Here is a 19984-nt window from a genome sequence, read left to right on the forward strand (position 1 = left end):
CCATGAAAGGCTTTCTGCACGATAGATTCATTCCGGTGGCAACCATACTCGCCGTCATTATTGCGCTTTGGTACGGCCTGGCGGTGGTGCTCAACGCGCCGTTCGAGCGGGATCAGGCGACACGCGCAGGGACAGAAATCGCCTTCTCGACGCTTGTTGCCAATACGATGCATCAGGACCGTCCGGTCCTGCCCGCACCGCATCAGGTGGCTGAAGAAATCTGGAAAACTGTCTTCGGGGTCAAGCCTAGTTCCAAGCGCAGCCTGATCTATCACGGATGGGTAACATTATCGTCCACGCTGCTCGGCTTTGTGCTTGGATCCGCACTCGGAGTTCTTCTCGCGGTCGGCATTGTGCATTCCCGCACGCTCGACAAGAGCCTGATGCCGTGGATCATCACCTCGCAAACGATCCCGATCCTCGCCATCGCGCCGATGATTATCGTGGTGCTGAATGCCATTGGCATATCGGGCTTGCTGCCCAAAGCCATCATCTCGACCTATCTGTCCTTCTTCCCGGTCGCTGTCGGCATGGTGAAAGGGCTGCGGTCGCCAGACGTGATGCATCTCGACCTCATGCGCACCTACAATGCATCGAGATCGCAGGTGTTCTGGAAACTGCGCTGGCCTGCGGCCATGCCGTTCCTCTTTACATCGATGCAGATCGCCGTCGCGATCAGCCTCGTTGGCGCGATTGTCGGTGAATTGCCAACCGGCGCAGTCGCCGGCCTCGGTGCGAGGCTGCTCGCTGGCTCTTATTATGGACAGACGGTCCAGATATGGGCCGCGCTTGTTGTCGCTGCCCTGATGGCTTCTGTGTTGGTTGCACTGATTGGAATTACAGCACAACTTGTGAATCGACGAATGGGCGCAAAGCCGGAAAGGGCAGCCGCATGATGACAGGCATTCTTTCGGTCATAGCGCTCATCGCTGTCTCGTGGTTGCTTGTCGGTTGGGTAGCAAGCCTGAAGACCCGCAATCCCGTAGGTCAAAAGCTTTTGGATATTGCAGTGCCGGCGCTCTTCGGTATCGCGATGCTGGTGCTCTGGGAAGTGACGGTCCGGCTCTTTGCCATTCCGCAGGTTCTTCTGCCAGCGCCATCGGCAATCTGGGCGCGCATCACTGCCTCCGTACCGATCTTGTGGGCGGATTTCAGGCAAACATTTTTGAAGGCCGTGATTATCGGTTACGTCGCCGGTTGCGGTCTTGGTTTCATAACTGCCATCATCGCCGACCGGATTCCTTTCCTGCGCAAAGGATTGTTGCCACTCGGCACTCTGGCTGCAGCACTTCCCATCGTGGGTGTCGCACCGATCATGGTGATGTGGTTCGGCTTCGACTGGCAGTCGAAGGCGGCGGTCGTCATCATCATGACCTTCTTCCCGATGCTGGTAAACACGGTCGCAGGCCTTGCCAGTACCGGATCGATGGAACGAGACATGATGGAAACCTATGGTTCCAATTATTGGCAGACGTTGTTCAAGCTGCGTCTTCCAGCGGCCATGCCGTTCGTATTCAACGCCCTCAAGATCAATTCCACCCTCGCCCTTATCGGCGCAATCGTGGCGGAATTTTTCGGTACGCCGATTGTGGGTATGGGCTTCCGTATCTCTGCGGAAATCGGACGTATGAATGTCGATATGGTCTGGGCTGAAATTTTCGTAGCCGCTCTGGCCGGGTCGCTCTCTTATGGGCTGATCGCGCTGATCGAGCGCAAAATGACATTCTGGCACCCTTCATACAGGAGGGCCTGAGCCGAACGATTTGGCATCTGCCATCATAAGGTAGACCAAAGCGCATTCCGAAAAGTGGGAACCGGTTTTCGGGCAAAATGCGCGCAATAAAAAAGAACCAGAGGAGAACTGAAATGAAAAAGGCAATTTCTTTATGCCTTGGAACAGCCGGACTGGCGCTCGCGCTCATGAGCAGCTCGGCAATGGCAGCCGACAAGCTGACCTTGCAGCTTAAATGGGTAACGCAGGGACAGTTTGCAGGCTATTACGTCGCCAAGGACAAGGGCTTCTATGAAGCCGAAAATCTCGACGTCGAGATTAAGCCGGGTGGACCCGACGTAGCTCCTCCACAGGTCATTGCCGGTGGTGGTGCTGATGTGGTGGTGGACTGGATGCCGTCTGCGCTCGCCACCCGCGAAAAGGGTGTCGCGCTCGTCAACATCGCTCAACCGTTCAAGAAGTCCGGCATGATGCTGACCTGCCGTAAGGACACCAACATCACCAAACCTGAAGACTTCAAGGGTCGCACGCTTGGCGTCTGGTTCGGCGGCAATGAGTATCCGTTCCTGTCATGGATGAGCCATCTTAAAATTCCGACCGAAGGCGGCAAGGACGGCGTGACTGTGCTCAAGCAGGGTTTCAACGTCGACCCGCTGATCCAGAAGCAGGCCGACTGCATTTCCACCATGACCTATAATGAATATTGGCAGGTGATCGACGCCGGAATTCCAGCCGACCAACTCGTTGTATTCCCTTATGAAGAACAGGGCGTCGCGACACTGGAAGACGGGCTATATGTCCTTGATAAGAGCCTTGACGACCCTGCAATGGTCGACAAGCTTGCCCGTTTTGTCCGCGCATCGATGAAGGGCTGGAAATATGCCTCCGAAAATCCGGGGGAAGCCGCCGATATCATTCTCGACAATGATGCTTCCGGTGCACAGACCAAGGAAGTTCAGGAGCGTATGGTCAAGGAAATCGGCAAGCTGGTTGACGGTTCCGATGGCACCCTTGATGTAGCGGCGGCTGACCGCACGGTGGAAACACTTCTCGGCGGCGGTTCCGATCCGGTCATCACCAAGAAACCGGAAGGTGCGTGGACCGCGAAGATAACTGACGCCATGAAGATGTGAGCCAGTTTAAAAATTGCGAAAAAGAAAACCGGCCCAAAAGGCCGGTTTTTTGTTCTGAGTTTACTCCGCCGGTTCAGCCGTGCCGCCTCTTGGCGGTGTCCCTTTGAGGGCATGGTTGAGTTCCCGCTCAAGCCGGGCTTCCTCCTCGGCTTTGGGTTGCGTAAAGCGGCCCAGCAGCAGATAGGCGACTGGTGTTACATAAAGTGTGGCAATCGTCGCAAGGCCAAGGCCACCAACAATGACCCAGCCCAAAGCCACGCGGGCCTCTGCGCCAGCGCCACTTGCCAAAACCAGCGGCACGCCGCCAAGCACGGCGCAGATCATCGTCATGCAGACAGGGCGAAGACGAATGTTGGATGCTTCCTCGATTGCTTCGCGAACGCTCAAGCCCTTATCGCGCAATTGATCCGCGAATTCGACAATCAGGATACCGTTCTTGGCCATGATGCCGACCAATAGCACGAGGCCGATCTGGCTGTAGACGTTCAGGCTCGTGCCTGTGAGCAGCATGGCAAAAACGGCACAACCAAGCCCAAGAGGAACCGTCGCCATCACGATCAGCGCACTGACAAAGCTTTCAAACTGCGCTGCCAGCACCAGAAGAATGATGATGATGGCAAAACCGAACACCATTGCCAGACCGCTTGATGTTTCGCTGAGCGTCGAGGCTTCCGCCAGCGGAATGATATGGCTTCCCGGCGGCAACAAAGGTGCTGCGATTTCCTGTGCCGCCTTGTAGGCATCACCCAACGCAAAATCGTCGCGCAGATTTGTCGTTATAGAAACCGACCGCTGGCGCGTCTCGCGATTGAGCTGCGGCGGGACTGCTTTTTCAACAACCGTTGCAATGGACGACATCGGTACATAGCGGCCGTCCGTTGTTTTCATGAATATGTTTTCAAGATCGGTTGGATCGTTGATCGGGTTTGTTGTGGCAACGAGCTTCACATCGAAACTGCGATCCCCAACATAGACTGACCCGATCTTGCGACCATCGAGTACCGACTGCACGGCATTCGCAAGTCCGGTGATGTCGATACCGAGATCGGAGGCTCGTTCGCGATTAATCTCGACGGAAAGCTGCGGCTGGGTCGGCTCCACAGAAAGTCGCGGCTGGACAAAGCGCGGATCCTTTTCCAGCGCGGCAACGACCGCCTGGGCAGCAGGCTGTAGCTTGGCATAGTCACTGCCGACTATGGCAAACTGCAAACCATTACCCGCGCCGCGAATACCAAGGCTGTTCGGCTGGGTGGTAAAGATACGCACCGCCGTTATGCCCTTGATGCGCTCGGTAATGTCAGCCATGATTTCCTGCTGGCTGCGTGCGCGCTCCTTCCATGGTGCCAATGTCAGGACGACAAAACCGTTATTTGACGATCCGCCGGAGCCTGCGATGGCATAGGTAGTGGTGATTTCACCGCTATCGCGCAGAGGCTGGACTGCCTCTTCAATCTTGTCGAGCTGTGATTGGAGAAACTCCACACTGATGCCCTGCGGCCCATTGATACGCAGCAGTGCAACGGCGCGATCTTCCGAGGGCGTCAGTTCCTGACGGATCAGGCCGTAGCTGACAAAGGATGCGCCTGCGAAAAGCATTGCCACGAGGACAACAACGAATGGTGCCGACAGACAGATGTGCAGCGTCTTTTTATAAAAGCTCGCGAGCCCGCCGCCGATACGACGTAAGAAAAGCGGGCCGTGGCCACCATCTTCCCCACTTCCTTCCTTGAGGAAACGCGAGGCAAGCATCGGACAAAGCGTCAGCGCTACAACTGACGACAGAAGAACTGCAATCGCCAGAACGAAGCCGAATTCACGGAACAGGCCACCCGCCTGCCCCGGCAAAAACGAAATGGGAACAAAGACTGCCGCCAAAGTCAGCGTGGTAGCGATAACGGCAAAGAAGACTTCCTGTGTGCCAAGCACTGCCGCAGCGCGCGGCCCCATACCCTGATTGCGTCGCCGGACAACGTTTTCCAGCACCACGATGGCATCATCCACCACGAGACCTGTGGCGAGCACCAAAGCCAGAAGGGTAAGAATATTGACCGAGAAGCCCGCCAGATAGATGGCTGCAATCGTGCCTATGAGGGCGACGGGCATGGACAAGGCCGGGATGAGCGTAGCGCGTATATCCCACAAGAAGACGAAAATGATCGCAACAACGATGATCACTGATGCGATCAGCGCGATTTCCACCTCGTGGATTGCACCATTGATGAAATTCGCATCATCACTGGTGACCGCAATATTGACACCCTCAGGCAAAGTCTTCTGCAAATTGGCAACCGCAGCACGTATGCCTTCCGAAATGTCGAGCGTATTCGACTGTGCCTGACGCACGATGCCGAGACCGATTGCCGTCTTGCCATTCGAACGAACTGCCGAGCTCTCGACATCCGGCCCAAGCGTAACGGTTGCGACATCGCGGATTTGCGTGCGTCCGTTGATGTAGACGTTTTCGAAATCCTCAGGCTTTTCCAGATTGGCCGTAGCACGAACCACGATGGACTGATCGGCACTGCGCAAGGAGCCAGCCGGAGCGTCCAGCCCCATGGAGGACAGCGCCTTGGTTATATCGGCGATGGTCAGACCGTAGCTCGCAAGGCGCGCCTGATTGATATCGATACGGAAAATCTTGTCGCGGTCACCGTTGATCTGGACGTCAGCAACACCCGGCACTGCTGACAGGATATCCTGGATCTGATCCTCGACCAGCACCGTCATATCGTCGACGGACATAGTGTCGGACGTAACCGCCAGACGCATCACCGGATCGGCATTGGAGTCCGCCTTGATGATGCGTGATGGGTCCGCCTCTTCCGGCACGTCATTGGCGACACGGGAAATCGCATCGCGCATATCGGCGGCTGCAACGTTCAGGTCTACGCCGTCGTTAAACTCCACCGTGACACGGCTGCGTTCGAATGACGATGTCGAGGAAATAGACTTCACGCCCGAGACGCGCGCGACAGCGTTCTCGAGAACCTGCGTCAACTGACGGTCAATGGTTTCAGCGGATGCACCGCTGAAATCTGTGCTGATTGTTACGACAGGCCGGTCAACGTCCGGCAGTTCGCGAATATCGACGCCCGTGAATGCAGCAAGACCCGCGACGACAATCAGGACGTTGATAACGAAAGCAAAAACTGGACGGCGGATGAATAATGCCGTCGATCCGCCGTTGCCGGATGGGGAATTGTGACTGGTCACGCTTTCATCCTCAGCCTGCAACACGCTTTATCGAGGCAGGATCAGCCAGTGCTGTGCCTTGTTCGTTCTTTACGCGCACAGGTGCGTCATCCCGTACGGTTTGAACACCCTGCGTAACGATCATGTCGCCCTGCTTGACCGGGCCGTCGATCAGAATGTTGGTTGAATTGCGCTGTACGATACGAGCGTCAATTTTCTTGGCGACGCCGTTTTCAACGCGCCAGACATAGGAACCGTCCGCACCCCACTGAATGGCAAGCGGATCGACCGAAGGATAGCGATCCCCCGGAAACAGAACCGTAACGGAGAATGACATGCCCGCACGCAGACGATCCAGCGTATTTGGCACTTCTGCACGAACATGCAGCGTGCGGCTGGCCTCATCCAGCATGTTGTCAACGGCGTTGATCTCGCCGCTGTAGGTCTCACCTGGGAACGCCGTCGATTCCGCAGTCAACGGCTGGCCAACTCTGATTTGCGGCGCGAACCGCTCCGGCACCCATATATCGATCAGCACTTTGGATCGGTCATCGATACGACCGATGGATGTCTGTGCAGTAATGTAGTTACCCACATTGACAGGAAGAATGCCAACAATACCGGAAATTGGTGCACGGACTGTGCGCCTGCTCAAAGCAAGCTGCGCATCCTGCAAAGCAAGCTGCGCATTGGCGACTGCCAGTTCAGTCTCAACCACCTGGACTTCTGTTACAGTGTTCGTCGCCCGCAATTTTGCGATGCGCTGGCGGGTCGTCTGCGCATCCTTCAACGCCGTTTCGGCTTTGGCGACGGCTATTTTCTCCGTCTCGGCATCAAGCTCGGCAATCGGATCGCCTTCCTTCACACTATCGCCGGCCTTGACGTAGAGCTTGGTCATATAACCGCTGGAATACGGCGTTATCGATACGGTACTAAGAGCCCTTGCCGAACCGATAGCCGTCAAACGGTTATTGATGGTCTCTTCGCCGGCCGCCTCGACAACCACGAGCGGCGCTGAACGTCCGCCGCCACTTTTGGGCGTTTCTTCGCCTGTTGCCGCAGCTTTCACCACGTCGTTTTTGTTCTTATATGCATACCAGCCACCAATGGCGACCGCAGCTATGAGCAGGCACAAGGCAATCTGCTTCCAGGATTTCATTCAGCTCTCCGGCAAGGTTTACCGTCACCCTGACGGACCTCGTATTCGAATACCACTATGTCGGACGCGGAAAATGCCAGCAAATAGTATCAGAATGATGATTGCCTTCACATCACGCAAATCACACAACCCATAAGGATGCATGGATTTTTCCCGACCAAGATTTTGCACGCAGGACTTCAAGCCGTCGAGTTAAATTTCGGTAATGCTGCCCCACGAGCTTTAAGAAGCGAGTGTGTTCTTAACCGATTGAACAAAGGCTGTTGGATTTATCGGTTTGCTCCATATATAGGAGGCTACCTTTATGTATTGCGTTTCGACGGCGCACCGGTTGAAGCACCGCGGCAATTAGGCCGGTGCGCTTTGAATTGGAAGCAGGCTATGGCGGTTGTTGAAAAGACCACAGACACAGGCACGCCTTCCCCTGAAGCGGCCCCTCAGACTGCGACCGTTGAACGGCTCTCACCAACTCAGTTCACACGTTTGCCCTGGCGCAACCGGCTTTCAAGCAAACTGCTGCTCTTGACGGCGCTTGCAGTGCTGATCACTGAAGTTCTGATCTTTGTCCCTTCCGTCGCCAATATGCGTGTGCGCTGGATGAGCTCCAGACTGGATACCGTGGGGGCCGTCAGTGAAGTTCTCGCCGCCGGTGGCGACATGGATGTACCGCGCGATATTCAGGACAAGGTACTTCTGGCAACCGGTACCAAGGCCATTGCTATGCGTGAAGCCGGTGCATCGCGTCTGCTCGCCATGTCAGAGGTTCCTGGCAAGATCGATCAAGTCATTGACCTCAACAATATCAGCGAAGCTGCTGCCATTTGGGACGCATTCGGAACATTGTTCAACGGCGGAAACAGGATTTTGCGAATCTATGGTTCGGTTTCCAGTTCTCCGGATCGAATCATTGAAATCGTGACCTCGGATGCTCCTCTCCGACATGCCATGCTCGTCTATGCGCGCAATGTGACTTTCATCTCGCTCATCATTTCGGTGATAGCGGCAAGCCTGATCTACCTGATTATTCACGAAATGCTGCTGCGGCCGGTGCGCATCATGCATCGTAACATGATCGATTTCGCCACCTCGCCGGACAATCCCGCACTCATCCTCGTGCCTGAAAGCCGCAAGGATGAATTCGGCGTTGCCCAGCGCCAGATATCCCATATTCAAAGCGATCTTCAGAGAACGCTCAAGGAACAGAAACACCTCGCCGACCTCGGCCTCACCGTTTCCAAGATCAACCACGACATGCGCAATATTCTGGCTTCGGCGCAATTGATGTCGGACCGGCTTGCCGATACCGAAGACCCTATGGTGCAGCGGTTTGCGCCTAAACTCATTCGCACACTCAGCCGCGCAATCAGCTATTCGGAAAGCGTGATGGCCTATGGTCGCTCGCAAGAAGCACCACCGCGCCCGCGCCGCGTTCTGCTGCACACAATTATCGCGGACGTACAGGAAACCCTGAGCCCCAATTCAGAAAGCATCATAGAGTTCGAAAATCTTGTCCCAGAAGATTTCGAACTGAATGTCGATTCGGAGCAGCTATTCCGTGTACTGAGCAATCTCTGCCGGAATTCTGTGCAAGCGATGGAACGCGATCAGACCAATGATGAGGCGACCGTCAAACGGCTCACGATTTCTGCTGGAAGAATTGGGACAACGGCGATCATCGGTGTTGAGGATACCGGTCCCGGCCTGCCACAAAAGGCACGCGACAATCTCTTCACGGCTTTCAAAGGATCGACACGTAGTGACGGCACTGGCCTCGGCCTCGCTATCGCACAAGAACTGATCCGCGCGCATGGTGGGACAATCGAGCTTCGGGAAGACCGTCCTGTTGGAGCGCATTTCGAGATTCGCATCCCTGATTTGCCTACGCAACGCGAAGGCCGCAACAACCAGCGCACCGAAGAAAACGCCTGAGCAATCTGCCGTTGTGCCAGCTTGCAACCGAAAAGCCCAGAAATGCGGGGCCTGACAAGAAATCTTCACAGAACCACATTTTTTTCTAAGAAGACGCTTGCATTTAGCGATCTGTCCGATTATCAACCGCCCATCGCCGCAGCGAGCGGCACTAAGGCAAGCACCCGTAGCTCAGCTGGATAGAGCACCAGACTACGAATCTGGGGGTCAGAGGTTCGAATCCTTTCGGGTGCGCCATTTTTCTCAAAACAATTCAGTGATTTGTTGCGACACATGACGAAAATGTTCATGCGTTGCTTTGCATATTTCCCGAATTAACTGATCCCGACCTCGTGATGTTTTTTCTCTCTCCGCTATATGTGGCTCGACGTATCGGCATCATATTTCTGCAGTGGAATTTTTCTCATGAAGCATCACGCGCTTGTCTGGCTGCGTAACGATCTTCGAATCAACGACAATCCCGCATTGGGTGCTGCCGCAGAAACAGGTGGCCATATCACAACGGTTTACATTCACGAGACTATCGAAGCAGTTCGCGCACCGGGCGGCGCGGCGCGGTGGTGGTTGGATCAAAGTCTGGAAGCGTTAAGAAAACAACTGGCTGACCGCAGCATCGAACTCGTTATTGAGACGGGTGACCCGAGGGATATCCTCCCTCAATTGCTCACAAAATTGGTCGTCACCGAATTGTTCTGGAACCGTCGCTACGCACCGGCGGAACGCGAACTCGATGCAGAATTGAAGGCACAGTTCAAAGAAAACGGCACGCGTGTAACATCCCTTCCCGGCAATCTTCTTCTCGAACCCTGGGAGTTGAAAACGGGTAGCAATGCACCTTATCAGGTCTTTACACCATTTGCGAAAGCCCTGCACAGGCATCATGTGCCACGTCCGCTTCCGCGAAGACGATGGGACATCAAACCCACGCAGGAAGTCTGCTCGTCGCACGATACGCCAGCATGGTCGAAAAAACTGAATGGTCTTTGGGCCATTGGAGAAGACGCGGCACGCGACTGCCTGACACGCTTTCTGGAGGCCACGCTGTCAACTTACGCCGAGGATCGCGACACCCCCGGCACCGATGGAACTTCACGACTTTCGCCTCATCTTCGGTTTGGTGAAATCAGCGCACGTCAGGCGTGGTATTCCACGCTGGCGTTTATGGACGAGCATCATTCGGCACGTGCAGGCGGTGAAAAATTTCTATCTGAGCTGATCTGGCGCGATTTTAACTATCACCAGCTCTTTCACCGCCGGGACATCAGCCAATACGATATGCGTGACACACTGTCCGGCATAGAATGGCATGATGATCCGACCGCATTCGAAGCGTGGCGTCGCGGGCAGACGGGCTTTCCCATTATTGATGCTGGCATGCGTCAGCTTTGGGCCACCGGGTGGATGCACAATCGTGTGCGCATGTTGGTTGCATCTTTTCTCACCAAGAATCTGCTCATTGATTGGCGGAAGGGCGAGGAATGGTTCTGGGACACGCTCGTTGATGGGGACGTCGCCAGCAATCCGGGAAGTTGGCAGTGGGTGGCTGGCTGCGGCATGGATGCCGCACCCTATTTTCGGGTATTCAACCCGCTCTTGCAGGGCGAAAAATTCGATGCCGACGGGCATTATGTCCGGCACTGGGTGCCGGAACTCTCCAACTTGCCGAACAAGTGGCTGCACAAGCCATTTGAGGCGCCGAATGATGTGCTTGCCAGCGCTGGTCTTGTTCTAGGTGACACTTATCCCAAGCCACTTATCGATTTGCGAGCCTCGCAACGCGAGGCCCGCAAACGGCTTAACCACCAACCATAATTAGCGCGGTTCCAGCCCACCGTTCTCAACGAGAAAATCAATGATCTCCGGTACGCCCTTACCGCGATGGAGGTCGGTGAACCCAAATGGACGCTTGCCACGCATGCGTGCCGCATCGCCTTGCATAATATCGAGATCGACATGAACGTGAGGGGCAAGATCGCTCTTGTTGATCACAAGAAAATCTGACCGTGTGATACCCGGACCGCCTTTGCGCGGAATTTCCTCGCCCTGACAAACAGAGATGACATAAAGTGTCAGATCGGCCAGATCAGGTGAGAATGTGGCTGCGAGATTGTCACCACCGGATTCGATGAAGACGATCTCCAGATCGGGAAACCGCCGGTTCATTTCGGCAATTGCCTGCAGATTGATGGAAGCATCCTCGCGGATTGCTGTATGCGGACATCCACCTGTTTCGACGCCCATGATCCGATCTTCGGACAAAGCCTGAGAACGCGCCAGAATGAGGGCGTCTTCCTGCGTGTAGATATCATTGGTGATCACGGCGACCGAGTATTTATCACGTAGCGCTTTGCAAAGCTTTTCGGTCAGCGTCGTCTTTCCCGATCCCACCGGTCCACCGATACCGATACGCAAGGGTCCGTTTTTCTGTGTCATGTGCGAAAAAGCCTCGAATGTTGGGTTTCGTGTTTCATGGCCATGATGTCGCTAATGTAAGTCGCGGAACCAAGGTCACTCAATGAAGTTTTTTCTATTCGCGCCGCTGTTTCGGCGAGAACCGGCTCCAAGTCTGACATTGTCGCAGTCACGCCGCTTTGCCCCATGACCGAAAGACGGATGGATGCCTGCAAAAGATTGATACAGAAGGCTTGCAGAAAGGCGGCGAGTGTCAATCCAAGCGATACTCCGTTGCCGCCCGCTACAGCACCGACTGCCACCGGATAGGGACAATCCGCTGGCAGTCGGTCGAAAACGGAGCTGGGCCAGCTTCGGGCTGCAGCCAGAAACGCCTCGCCCTGCAGCATCGTTTCCATATGACGTTCGCGCGAACCGGCCAGTGCTTCGGCCAGTTCTGCAACTTCGACAAGATCGCCTTCGGTAACCGCACGCCGCCAGCTTTCCGCGCAAAGCACGGCATCGTTCCAGCCGGAGCCACGTGTTACAAGCCAGCGCAGCCAATCGCCCATCGTGGCTGTGTCTGCGACATAGCCATCATGGACGGCCCGCTCCAGCCCATGACTATAACTGAACGACCCGACCGGAAAGACGGGCGACAGCCAGGCCATCAGCCGCAGCAAAGTGGTGGTGGTATCAGTCGTGGTGGTGGTGATGATGTTCATGATCGTGTTCGTGATGACCATGATGATGATCGTGGTCATGCCCATGGTCATGATGCGAATGGCCGCCGGAATAAGCACCGCGTAGCGGACTGAAAATAGCCGTTACATCCGTAACTGTCGCACCCAGCCCCTCAAGCATCGCCTTTATGACATGGTCGCGAAGAATGAAGATTCGATCACTCTCGATCTGGGCCGCGAGGTGGCGGTTGCCGATATGCCAGGCGAGTTCGGCAATATGCAGCGGATCACGCCCAAGGATTTCGTAAAGTTCCTCGCTTGCGGCGCGGATTTCAATCTCGCGTCCGTCATCGAGGACGAGCCGGTCGCCGTGCTCGAGCACCACCGGCTCTGCAAAATCGACGAGCACCTTCTCGCCGCCTTCCAGAGCAATGGCCTTGCGGCGCAGATGACGCTCATCGCGTTCAAGTACGGCATGACCGGCAGGCACGGCATCGATCACCTTATCCGCACGAATAATGGCAGTGGCACGAAACATTTGTTTGCCTTTCAAGATCAAAACATGAAGTAACGTTGCGCCATTGGCACGACGTCGACGGGCTCGCAGGTCAGAAGTTCGCCATCCGCGCGCACCTCATAGGTTTCCGGGTCAACTTCCATTTGCGGCATCGCATTGTTGAGGATCATGGAATGTTTGCCGATACCGCCTCTGGTATTGGCCACGGCAATCATCTGCTTGTCCACCCCAATCTTCTCTCGAAGCCCTTCATCCATTGCGGCCTGCGAAACGAAGGTAATGGACGTATTGGTGCGGGCTTTCCCGAATGAGCCGAACATCGGGCGGTAATGCATCGGCTGCGGCGTTGGAATCGAGCCATTCGGATCACCCATTGGCGCGGTTGCGATCCAGCCGCCAAGCAATACCATTTCCGGCTTGATGCCGAAGAAAGCAGGGTTCCACAAAACGAGATCGGCGCGCTTGCCGACTTCCACCGAACCGATCTCGTGCGCCATGCCATGGGCGATGGCGGGGTTAATGGTGTATTTCGCAATGTAGCGACGCGCCCGGTAATTGTCATTGCCCGGCTTGTCGTCGGGGAGACTGCCGCGCTGCTTCTTCATCTTGTCCGCAGTTTGCCAGCAGCGAATAATCATTTCGCCGACACGGCCCATAGCCTGGCTGTCGGAGGAAATGATGGAGAACGCTCCCATATCGTGCAGGATGTCTTCTGCCGCAATGGTTTCCTTGCGGATACGGCTTTCTGCAAAGGCAATATCTTCCGGGATTGCCGGGGACAGATGATGGCACACCATCAGCATGTCGAGGTGCTCCGCAATCGTATTGACCGTGTAAGGCCGGGTCGGATTTGTGGAAGCCGGCAATACGTTCGGATACTGGCACACGCGAATGATATCTGGCGCGTGGCCACCGCCCGCACCTTCCGTATGGAAGGAATGGATTGTGCGCCCCTTGAAGGCGTTGAGCGTATCTTCAACGAAGCCGCCTTCGTTCAGCGTATCGGTATGGATCGCAACCTGAATATCGAACCGGTCTGCGACCGAAAGGCAATTGTCGATTGCGGCCGGTGTCGAACCCCAGTCTTCGTGCAGCTTCAAACCGCAGGCACCGGCGCGGATCATTTCTTCCAATGCACCGGGCAGCGAAGCGTTTCCCTTGCCGAACACACCGATATTCATCGGCAGGCCGTCGAACGATTGAATGAGACGAGCGATATGCCACGGCCCCGGCGTGCATGTGGTTGCAAGCGTGCCGTGGGCCGGTCCGGTGCCGCCACCCACCATGCAGGTGATACCCGCATTGAGTGCTTCATCCACCTGTTGCGGTGAGATGAAATGGATATGCGTGTCGATACCGCCCGCAGTGAGTATCTTACCCTCGCCTGCAATGATTTCGGTGCCGGGTCCGATGATGATCGAAACACCTGGCTGCGTATCCGGGTTCCCGGCCTTGCCGATCACTGCGATACGCCCGTCTCGAAGTCCCACATCGGCCTTGTAGATACCGGTATGATCGAGGATCAGGGCATTGGTAATAACCGTATCCATTGCGCCATCAGCGCGGGACAATTGGCTTTGCCCCATACCGTCGCGGATAACCTTGCCTCCGCCGAACTTCACCTCTTCACCATAGGTGGTGAGATCCCGTTCGACTTCGATAAAAAGTTCCGTATCGGCGAGGCGCACCTTATCGCCGACGGTAGGGCCGAACATCTGCGCATAGGTGGCGCGACTAATTCTGGCTGGCATGAAATGTCTCCGTCACCTTGTTCTAAAGTTTTCCCATGACCATCTGGCGAAATCCGTAGATTTCGCGCTTGCCGCTCACGGGAACCAATGTCACGTCGCGCTCCTGGCCGGGCTCGAAGCGCACAGCAGTTCCGGCTGCTATATCCAGCCGCTGCCCGCGCGCCTTGTCGCGCTCGAAAGAAAGGGCCGCATTCACTTCGTAAAAATGAAAATGGCTGCCGACCTGAATGGGGCGGTCGCCGGTATTGGCGACCTTGATCGTGATGGTCGGCTGGCCCTGATTGAGTTCTATATCGCCGTCCTGCGTAATAATTTCGCCGGGGATCATCTCGCACCTCACCCGGCCATCAGCATCAGGCCGCCAAGTGCGGTAGCACCACCCGCCAGACGCAAAGCAATTCTGCCATTCCTGTCCGCCAGAAGCCGTCCTGCGGCGAGGCCAATACCCATGCCAGCGGCGTGTAGCAGTGCGGTCGCAAGCGCAAATCCAGCCGCATAGGAAAGGAAGGTTGCGCCTCCGATTTCCCCGCCGTGTGCATGTCCGTGAAACAAGGCAAAGAAACCGGCAATAAGCGCCCCGACAACCGGAGAGACAGGGAGGGCGAGCGCCACCATAAGACCCAGAACGACGACCGAAGCCAGAATGACCGGCTCAACAAAGGGCAGTGGCATGCCCAGAAGTGCCGCCACGAAGCCAAGCAGCATCACGCCGACAAATGCTGCTGGCACGACGAAGAGTGCTCGTCCACCGAGCATGGCGGCCCAAAGCCCCACCGCAACCATCGCCAGAATATGGTCCGTACCGGAGAGCGGATGCGTGAAGCCCGCCGCAAACGAGCCATGTTCGACCGGATTAAGATGGGCAAAGGCAGGGCTTGCGGTGAGCGCCATCGCTACCGCGGCGAGAACCGTAGTCTTCTTCATTATCGTACCTTTCAAAAAACAGGTTCGCTTCGGCGAAACCTGAAAATCAGCGAATTGGCTCGTGAACCGTCACGAGCTTTGTGCCATCGGGGAATGTGGCTTCGACCTGAATGTCGTGGATCATTTCAGCCACACCATCCATCACCTGTTCGCGGGTGATGACGTGCGCGCCTGCTTCCATGAGATCGGCGACCGTGCGTCCATCGCGGGCACCCTCAACGACAAAATCGCTGATCAATGCGATAGCTTCCGGATGATTGAGCTTCACCCCACGCTCCAGGCGGCGGCGGGCAACCGTGGCGGCCATCGCGATCAAAAGCTTGTCTTTTTCCCTGGGCGTCAAATTCATGACTTCGTTCCAAACTTCATACTTTCAAAGCGGGATGTATTCCGCTGGCGTTAAAAGCGGCGGGATTGCCGCGAACTTAAAATGTCCAAACTTTGGGCAGTCCTGCCTTGCCATTAAGCAGGCCAAGCAATGGCCCCAGACGTTTACGCAAGGCGTAACTATCGGGCGCGTAAAGCCGCATCATCAGCTTGGTGGCCGCGCCAACCTGCCAGAGGCTGGCACCACCCTCCTCTCCAATGATCTGCCGGGCAGTTTCCAGATGTTTCCCAGCATCCTCGGAAATCAGAAGCACCGTGGCGACAGCAAAGGCTCCATCTGTCACTGGAAGGGCCTGCAATTCGGCTCCGACGTTTGGTCCCAGCCGTAATTCTTCGGCATGCACAAGCCGTCCATCCAGACGCACGCGCCAGCAATCACTGAACGCTGCCTCATCAACTCGCTCACCCATGGCAAGGCGTCCGAATATAGTCGCCTCCACCACCAGGATTTCCGCCCCGTCCTCCAGCTCTACATCCAGCGTTCGTGACAAGGCAGAGTGATTGAACAGAATGGTTTCCTGCGGAAGCCAAGCAAGACGCGTGCCTTTTGCTGCCTTCAAACGCGTGGCAATGCGTGCCTCGCCGCCCCCTGAGCGATAGATACGCTCGCAGGCTTGCGTGGTGATAACAGCCGAGGCCTTTTCGCCAAGCTCCACATCCCATTGCAGTCGGTCACCGCCCGTCAGCCCTCCTGATGTGTTGATCAGGATAGCTTCCAGCGGATCACTTCCGATCTGCGGCATGCGGATCTTGGCTGCGCCTTCCTGGTAAAGCCTGGAAATGCGCGAACGCCCGTCCTTGAAATGTATCGAAAGCCCACCCAGCCCGTTGACGCGCTGCGAGGAGAGCTCCGCTAACTTATTGTTATTTATTATCATCTGCGCGAATCTCGTATAGCTCTTCTAAAGCAGATCCGGCCGCAGAATAAAGGGGGGTGGGGTGCGGCAGGACGCCGCCACACCCCGGAAAGATTGAAAGAGTTTCATCGAAAGCCATCGCAATCCCATCCGAAGCGATGTTTCAGATAGGAATTACCGATCAATTCCGTCGTCAAGTACGTATTGGCGCTGGGCGCCTAACCGTCTTGCGATACAGATGCCAAGTCGCATGCCCAAGGATCGGTATTGCCAGCGCCAATCCGGCAAACATCGTAGCAAAACCCACGATCAGCATCACAGTTACGATTGCCGCCCAAAGCAGCGATTCCAAGGGATTGCGCATGACGACCCGCAACGATGTCGCAGTTGCCACCGCCGCACCACAGTCCTGATCGAGCAGCATTGGAAAAGTGACGATCGTCGAACACAGCACAACAATGGCAAAAAGCAATCCGACCCCGCAGCCCGTGAAGATCAAACTACGACCTTCTTCAGTCGATGATACCTGGTTCATCATCATGGAGAAGCTCTCGGGAGGCATCGGGCCGAAATAATGAATATAGAGGTTCTGGGCCACCAGCAGCCACGCGACAAAGATTGCGAAGAGAAAAGCACCGACAGCCAGGATAGAAGGCAATGCGGGAGAATGGGTCACATCAAGCGCACGTTTCCACGACGTACCCAACTTCTCTTCACGACGTCGGCTCATCTCGTAAAGTGGCAACGCAGCAATCGGCCCGATCAAAGCAAAACCTGACATCAAAGGGAACAAAAGCGGCAGCGCGTTTGCGTTCGTGCTCCAATAAGTGATGAGCAACCCCGCAAAGGGATATATGAGACAAAGAAAAACATAATGCGAAGGCTTTGCCCAGAAATCGTCAAATCCCAGACGCAAGGCTTCAAATACATCCACCATGCGGATGCGTTTAACTTCGGGATAGAAGGTTGATTGGTCTCGTCCTGCAATAACATGAAACTGTGCCATGACGCTCCTCCTGCGGGTTAGGCAGTCCTGACGGCGAGGTAGCGGTCAGGACATGGCCTGCACGCAATTTTCTGCTTTCGCACGGTCGCCGGATAAGTCCGCCTTTCCGTGACACCAATCCGCCAGGCTGAAGCCCAGACGGTCTCATTCTATTCAACTATCGCCCAGTATACATCGAAAAGACCGGTCGCGAAAGAAAAGCGCTTTCCACAATGACAAGCATTAATGGGAACCACGTGCAAAACTAAATTTTGGGATTTCAATCAGAAGATAATGGTGCTGCGAGAGAGGATTGAACTCTCGACCTCTCCCTTACCAAGGGAGTGCTCTACCACTGAGCTACCGCAGCAATCTCTTGAGTGCGGCGGACTTCTGCCACATCATTACGCAAATCGCAAGCAAGCAATTGCATTTCTTTTCACATAATGTGGAAATCTGTCGGGCATGCATTTGAAAGCCGCTTTTCTGGCCCTTTTTCCCGTAGTAGAAGACCACCATGAGCGAAAATACGACCAGCAGAGAGAAGCAAGCCCAATCGGAGCAACGCAAAAAGCGTCGCGCCGAAGAATTGCGCGCGAATCTGATGCGCCGCAAAGCGCAATCGCGATCGCGTCGCGCAGGTGAAGCAGATGAACGCAACGATGGTATCACTGCTGCCAGCGACGATACCGACTGAGAATCACAACAACAAAGCCTTCCTTGATGATAGGGAGGCTCTACGGTAAAAGCTCATTTCTGTTCTTTGCAGCGATATCGTCCCATTGTGATTCGTTTTTGACGTAATTTGGCCGCAAGACTCGTAATTTCATGACGCAGCGCCACCGCGCCACAAGGGCTGCCGGATTGGGCGCAATTTTATCGGGCAAGGCATCCGCCCAGAAGGTGACACAGCATGGATCGCATCAAAATCGTCGGAGGCAACAAGCTCAACGGCATCATTCCAATCTCCGGCGCAAAGAACGCCGCTCTGCCGTTGATGATCGCCTCGCTTTTGACTGACGATACGTTGACGCTCGAAAATGTGCCACATCTGGCCGACGTGGAGCAATTGATCCGCATCCTCGGCAATCATGGTGTCGATTATTCGGTCAATGGCCGTCGCGAACACCAGAACGGTGCCTATTCGCGCACGATCCATTTTACCGCTCGCAACATTGTGGATACCACCGCACCTTATGAGCTGGTCTCTAAAATGCGCGCAAGCTTCTGGGTGATAGGCCCGCTTCTGGCGCGCATGGGCGAAGCAACAGTGTCCCTTCCGGGCGGCTGCGCCATTGGCACGCGTCCGGTCGATCTGCTGCTCGATTGCCTTCAGGCACTGGGCGCGGAAATCGATATCGAAAACGGTTATGCCAAGGCGCGTGCGCCGAAGGGTGGTCTTGTCGGCGGGCGGTATCGCTTCCCGAAGGTTTCAGTTGGTGCCACGCATGTCATGTTGATGGCCGCAGCTCTGGCCAAGGGTGAAACCGTGATCGAAAACCCGGCGCGCGAACCGGAAGTCGTCAATCTCGCCGACTGCCTCAATGCCATGGGCGCGAAGATTACCGGTGCCGGAACCGATACTATCCACATTGAAGGTGTTACCAGCCTTTCTGGCGCGCGCGTGCGCGTTATACCGGATCGTATTGAAGCAGGAACCTATGCCATGGCTGTCGCCATGACCGGGGGCGATGTGCTTCTGGAAGGCGCACAGGAAAGTCAGCTTTCTGCCGCCCTCGAAACGCTGCGACAGGCGGGGGCGGAAATCACCGAAACCAATAGCGGTCTTCGCGTTGTTCGCAATGGTCACGGTATCCATCCCGTCGACGTCACGACGGACCCTTTCCCCGGTTTCCCGACCGATTTGCAGGCTCAGTTCATGGGCCTGATGACCAAGGCGAAGGGAACTTCGCGTATCACGGAAACCATTTTTGAGAATCGTTTCATGCACGTGCAGGAGCTTGCACGCCTTGGCGCAAAAATCTCCCTGTCCGGCCAGACTGCGACCGTCGAAGGCGTGGAGCGCCTGAAAGGTGCACAGGTGATGGCAACGGATCTCCGCGCGTCGGTGTCTCTAGTCATTGCTGGGCTTGCCGCCGAAGGCGAAACCATGGTCAACCGCGTTTATCATCTGGATCGCGGTTTCGAGCGCCTGGAAGAAAAACTATCGCGCTGCGGCGCAATAGTGGAACGTATCAGCGGTTGATATGACCGGGCCGGAGTGACGTTCATTGCTCCGGCTTTTTCTTGCATAACGTTTGAGATTCCAGTTGAAGGGCGACAGGCTTGAAAAGTCTGTCGATTTTTTTGTTTTGGCATGCGAAGTTGATAATTGGCGAAGTGG

At 55.6% G+C, this 19984-nt stretch carries 18 protein-coding genes and 2 tRNA genes; 8 read left to right on the forward strand and 12 right to left on the reverse strand.

The genetic code is table 11. The features are described from left to right. Positions 1–2 precede the first annotated feature (2 nt). From FIB18_RS08140 to FIB18_RS08150, 3 genes are all read left to right on the forward strand, one after another. Positions 3–896, forward strand: coding sequence for an ABC transporter permease (locus FIB18_RS08140; RefSeq protein ID WP_140020218.1), 894 nt, complete (start codon positions 3–5; stop codon positions 894–896). Further along, complete coding sequence (locus tag FIB18_RS08145) at positions 893–1753, forward strand: ABC transporter permease (protein ID WP_140020219.1); 861 nt, start codon at positions 893–895, stop codon at positions 1751–1753. Before FIB18_RS08140 ends, FIB18_RS08145 begins: the two co-directional genes overlap by 4 nt. A gap of 113 nt (positions 1754–1866) precedes the next feature. Next, a complete protein-coding gene (locus FIB18_RS08150; protein ID WP_140020220.1) occupies positions 1867–2865 on the forward strand; it encodes an ABC transporter substrate-binding protein in 999 nt (332 codons plus the stop codon). A gap of 60 nt (positions 2866–2925) precedes the next feature. Here the strand turns inward: FIB18_RS08150 and FIB18_RS08155 are convergent, their stop codons facing one another. Both FIB18_RS08155 and FIB18_RS08160 read right to left on the reverse strand, forming a co-directional pair. Continuing rightward, positions 2926–6078, reverse strand: a complete 3153-nt coding sequence (locus FIB18_RS08155; protein ID WP_140020221.1) for an efflux RND transporter permease subunit — start codon at positions 6076–6078, stop codon at positions 2926–2928. A 10-nt stretch (positions 6079–6088) separates the two neighbouring features. Next, the gene (locus FIB18_RS08160) at positions 6089–7216 is read right to left on the reverse strand and encodes an efflux RND transporter periplasmic adaptor subunit (protein ID WP_140020222.1); all 1128 of its coding nucleotides are present in this window, start codon (positions 7214–7216) and stop codon (positions 6089–6091) included. Between the two features lie 381 nt (positions 7217–7597). Here FIB18_RS08160 and FIB18_RS08170 point away from each other — a divergent pair, with 381 nt between their 5' ends. The 3 genes from FIB18_RS08170 (at position 7598) to FIB18_RS08180 (ending at position 10957) form a co-directional block, all read left to right on the forward strand. Further along, a complete protein-coding gene (locus FIB18_RS08170; RefSeq protein ID WP_140020223.1) occupies positions 7598–9145 on the forward strand; it encodes a sensor histidine kinase in 1548 nt (515 codons plus the stop codon). Between the two features lie 160 nt (positions 9146–9305). Next, positions 9306–9382 (forward strand) — tRNA-Arg (locus FIB18_RS08175). Positions 9383–9550: 168 nt separating this feature from the next. Beyond that, the gene (locus FIB18_RS08180) at positions 9551–10957 is read left to right on the forward strand and encodes a cryptochrome/photolyase family protein (protein WP_140020224.1); all 1407 of its coding nucleotides are present in this window, start codon (positions 9551–9553) and stop codon (positions 10955–10957) included. Here the strand turns inward: FIB18_RS08180 and ureG are convergent, their stop codons facing one another. The 10 genes from ureG to FIB18_RS08230 all read right to left on the reverse strand — a co-directional run bounded on the left by ureG (position 10958) and on the right by FIB18_RS08230 (position 18010). Continuing rightward, positions 10958–11578 carry an urease accessory protein UreG gene (gene ureG, locus FIB18_RS08185; RefSeq protein ID WP_140020225.1) on the reverse strand — a complete coding sequence of 207 codons (621 nt, stop codon included), beginning with the start codon at positions 11576–11578 and terminating at the stop codon, positions 10958–10960. Further along, on the reverse strand, positions 11575–12261 hold the full coding sequence (locus FIB18_RS08190; RefSeq protein ID WP_140020369.1) for an urease accessory protein UreF: 687 nt from the start codon (positions 12259–12261) through the stop codon (positions 11575–11577). Before FIB18_RS08190 ends, ureG begins: the two co-directional genes overlap by 4 nt. After that, positions 12233–12757, reverse strand: coding sequence for an urease accessory protein UreE (gene ureE, locus FIB18_RS08195; protein ID WP_140020226.1), 525 nt, complete (start codon positions 12755–12757; stop codon positions 12233–12235). The genes FIB18_RS08190 and ureE overlap by 29 nt, the downstream gene beginning before the upstream one ends. 17 nt (positions 12758–12774) lie before the next feature. Next, a complete protein-coding gene (ureC, locus tag FIB18_RS08200; RefSeq protein ID WP_061344934.1) occupies positions 12775–14487 on the reverse strand; it encodes an urease subunit alpha in 1713 nt (570 codons plus the stop codon). Positions 14488–14509: 22 nt separating this feature from the next. Continuing rightward, entirely contained in the window at positions 14510–14815 is a 306-nt protein-coding gene (locus tag FIB18_RS08205; protein WP_140020227.1) for an urease subunit beta, read from the reverse strand. A gap of 8 nt (positions 14816–14823) precedes the next feature. Further along, the gene (locus FIB18_RS08210) at positions 14824–15411 is read right to left on the reverse strand and encodes a HupE/UreJ family protein (protein WP_140020228.1); all 588 of its coding nucleotides are present in this window, start codon (positions 15409–15411) and stop codon (positions 14824–14826) included. Positions 15412–15457: 46 nt separating this feature from the next. Beyond that, positions 15458–15760, reverse strand: a complete 303-nt coding sequence (locus tag FIB18_RS08215) for an urease subunit gamma (protein ID WP_140020229.1) — start codon at positions 15758–15760, stop codon at positions 15458–15460. Positions 15761–15836: 76 nt separating this feature from the next. Beyond that, entirely contained in the window at positions 15837–16676 is an 840-nt protein-coding gene (locus FIB18_RS08220; protein ID WP_140020230.1) for an urease accessory protein UreD, read from the reverse strand. Positions 16677–16848: 172 nt separating this feature from the next. Beyond that, entirely contained in the window at positions 16849–17661 is an 813-nt protein-coding gene (locus FIB18_RS08225; RefSeq protein WP_140020231.1) for a DUF2189 domain-containing protein, read from the reverse strand. A gap of 274 nt (positions 17662–17935) precedes the next feature. Next, positions 17936–18010: transfer RNA gene (locus FIB18_RS08230), tRNA-Thr, on the reverse strand. A gap of 147 nt (positions 18011–18157) precedes the next feature. Between FIB18_RS08230 and FIB18_RS08235 the strand changes: the two genes are divergently transcribed. Further along, positions 18158–18337 (forward strand): hypothetical protein, encoded by a 180-nt coding sequence (locus tag FIB18_RS08235; RefSeq protein ID WP_140020232.1) that lies wholly within the window; start codon positions 18158–18160, stop codon positions 18335–18337. Positions 18338–18553: 216 nt separating this feature from the next. Then, positions 18554–19846 (forward strand): UDP-N-acetylglucosamine 1-carboxyvinyltransferase, encoded by a 1293-nt coding sequence (gene murA / locus FIB18_RS08240; RefSeq protein ID WP_140020233.1) that lies wholly within the window; start codon positions 18554–18556, stop codon positions 19844–19846. Positions 19847–19984 lie beyond the last annotated feature (138 nt).

This window comes from Brucella pecoris (assembly GCF_006376675.1).
In the GTDB taxonomy this organism is placed as follows: Bacteria; Pseudomonadota; Alphaproteobacteria; order Rhizobiales; family Rhizobiaceae; genus Brucella; species Brucella pecoris.

Excerpts from the sequence above, each read along its gene's own strand:
- FIB18_RS08140 (WP_140020218.1), top strand. The coding sequence starts at position 3 with ATGAAAGGCTTTCTGCACGATAGATTCATTCCGGTGGCAACCATACTC.
- FIB18_RS08145 (WP_140020219.1), top strand. The coding sequence starts at position 893 with ATGATGACAGGCATTCTTTCGGTCATAGCGCTCATCGCTGTCTCGTGG.
- FIB18_RS08150 (WP_140020220.1), top strand. The coding sequence starts at position 1,867 with ATGAAAAAGGCAATTTCTTTATGCCTTGGAACAGCCGGACTGGCGCTC.
- FIB18_RS08160 (WP_140020222.1), bottom strand. The coding sequence starts at position 7,216 with ATGAAATCCTGGAAGCAGATTGCCTTGTGCCTGCTCATAGCTGCGGTC.
- FIB18_RS08170 (WP_140020223.1), top strand. The coding sequence starts at position 7,598 with ATGGCGGTTGTTGAAAAGACCACAGACACAGGCACGCCTTCCCCTGAA.
- FIB18_RS08180 (WP_140020224.1), top strand. The coding sequence starts at position 9,551 with ATGAAGCATCACGCGCTTGTCTGGCTGCGTAACGATCTTCGAATCAAC.
- ureG (WP_140020225.1), bottom strand. The coding sequence starts at position 11,578 with ATGACACAGAAAAACGGACCCTTGCGTATCGGTATCGGTGGACCGGTG.
- FIB18_RS08190 (WP_140020369.1), bottom strand. The coding sequence starts at position 12,261 with ATGAACATCATCACCACCACCACGACTGATACCACCACCACTTTGCTG.
- ureE (WP_140020226.1), bottom strand. The coding sequence starts at position 12,757 with ATGTTTCGTGCCACTGCCATTATTCGTGCGGATAAGGTGATCGATGCC.
- ureC (WP_061344934.1), bottom strand. The coding sequence starts at position 14,487 with ATGCCAGCCAGAATTAGTCGCGCCACCTATGCGCAGATGTTCGGCCCT.
- FIB18_RS08205 (WP_140020227.1), bottom strand. The coding sequence starts at position 14,815 with ATGATCCCCGGCGAAATTATTACGCAGGACGGCGATATAGAACTCAAT.
- FIB18_RS08210 (WP_140020228.1), bottom strand. The coding sequence starts at position 15,411 with ATGAAGAAGACTACGGTTCTCGCCGCGGTAGCGATGGCGCTCACCGCA.
- FIB18_RS08215 (WP_140020229.1), bottom strand. The coding sequence starts at position 15,760 with ATGAATTTGACGCCCAGGGAAAAAGACAAGCTTTTGATCGCGATGGCC.
- FIB18_RS08220 (WP_140020230.1), bottom strand. The coding sequence starts at position 16,676 with ATGATAATAAATAACAATAAGTTAGCGGAGCTCTCCTCGCAGCGCGTC.
- FIB18_RS08225 (WP_140020231.1), bottom strand. The coding sequence starts at position 17,661 with ATGGCACAGTTTCATGTTATTGCAGGACGAGACCAATCAACCTTCTAT.
- FIB18_RS08235 (WP_140020232.1), top strand. The coding sequence starts at position 18,158 with ATGAGCGAAAATACGACCAGCAGAGAGAAGCAAGCCCAATCGGAGCAA.
- murA (WP_140020233.1), top strand. The coding sequence starts at position 18,554 with ATGGATCGCATCAAAATCGTCGGAGGCAACAAGCTCAACGGCATCATT.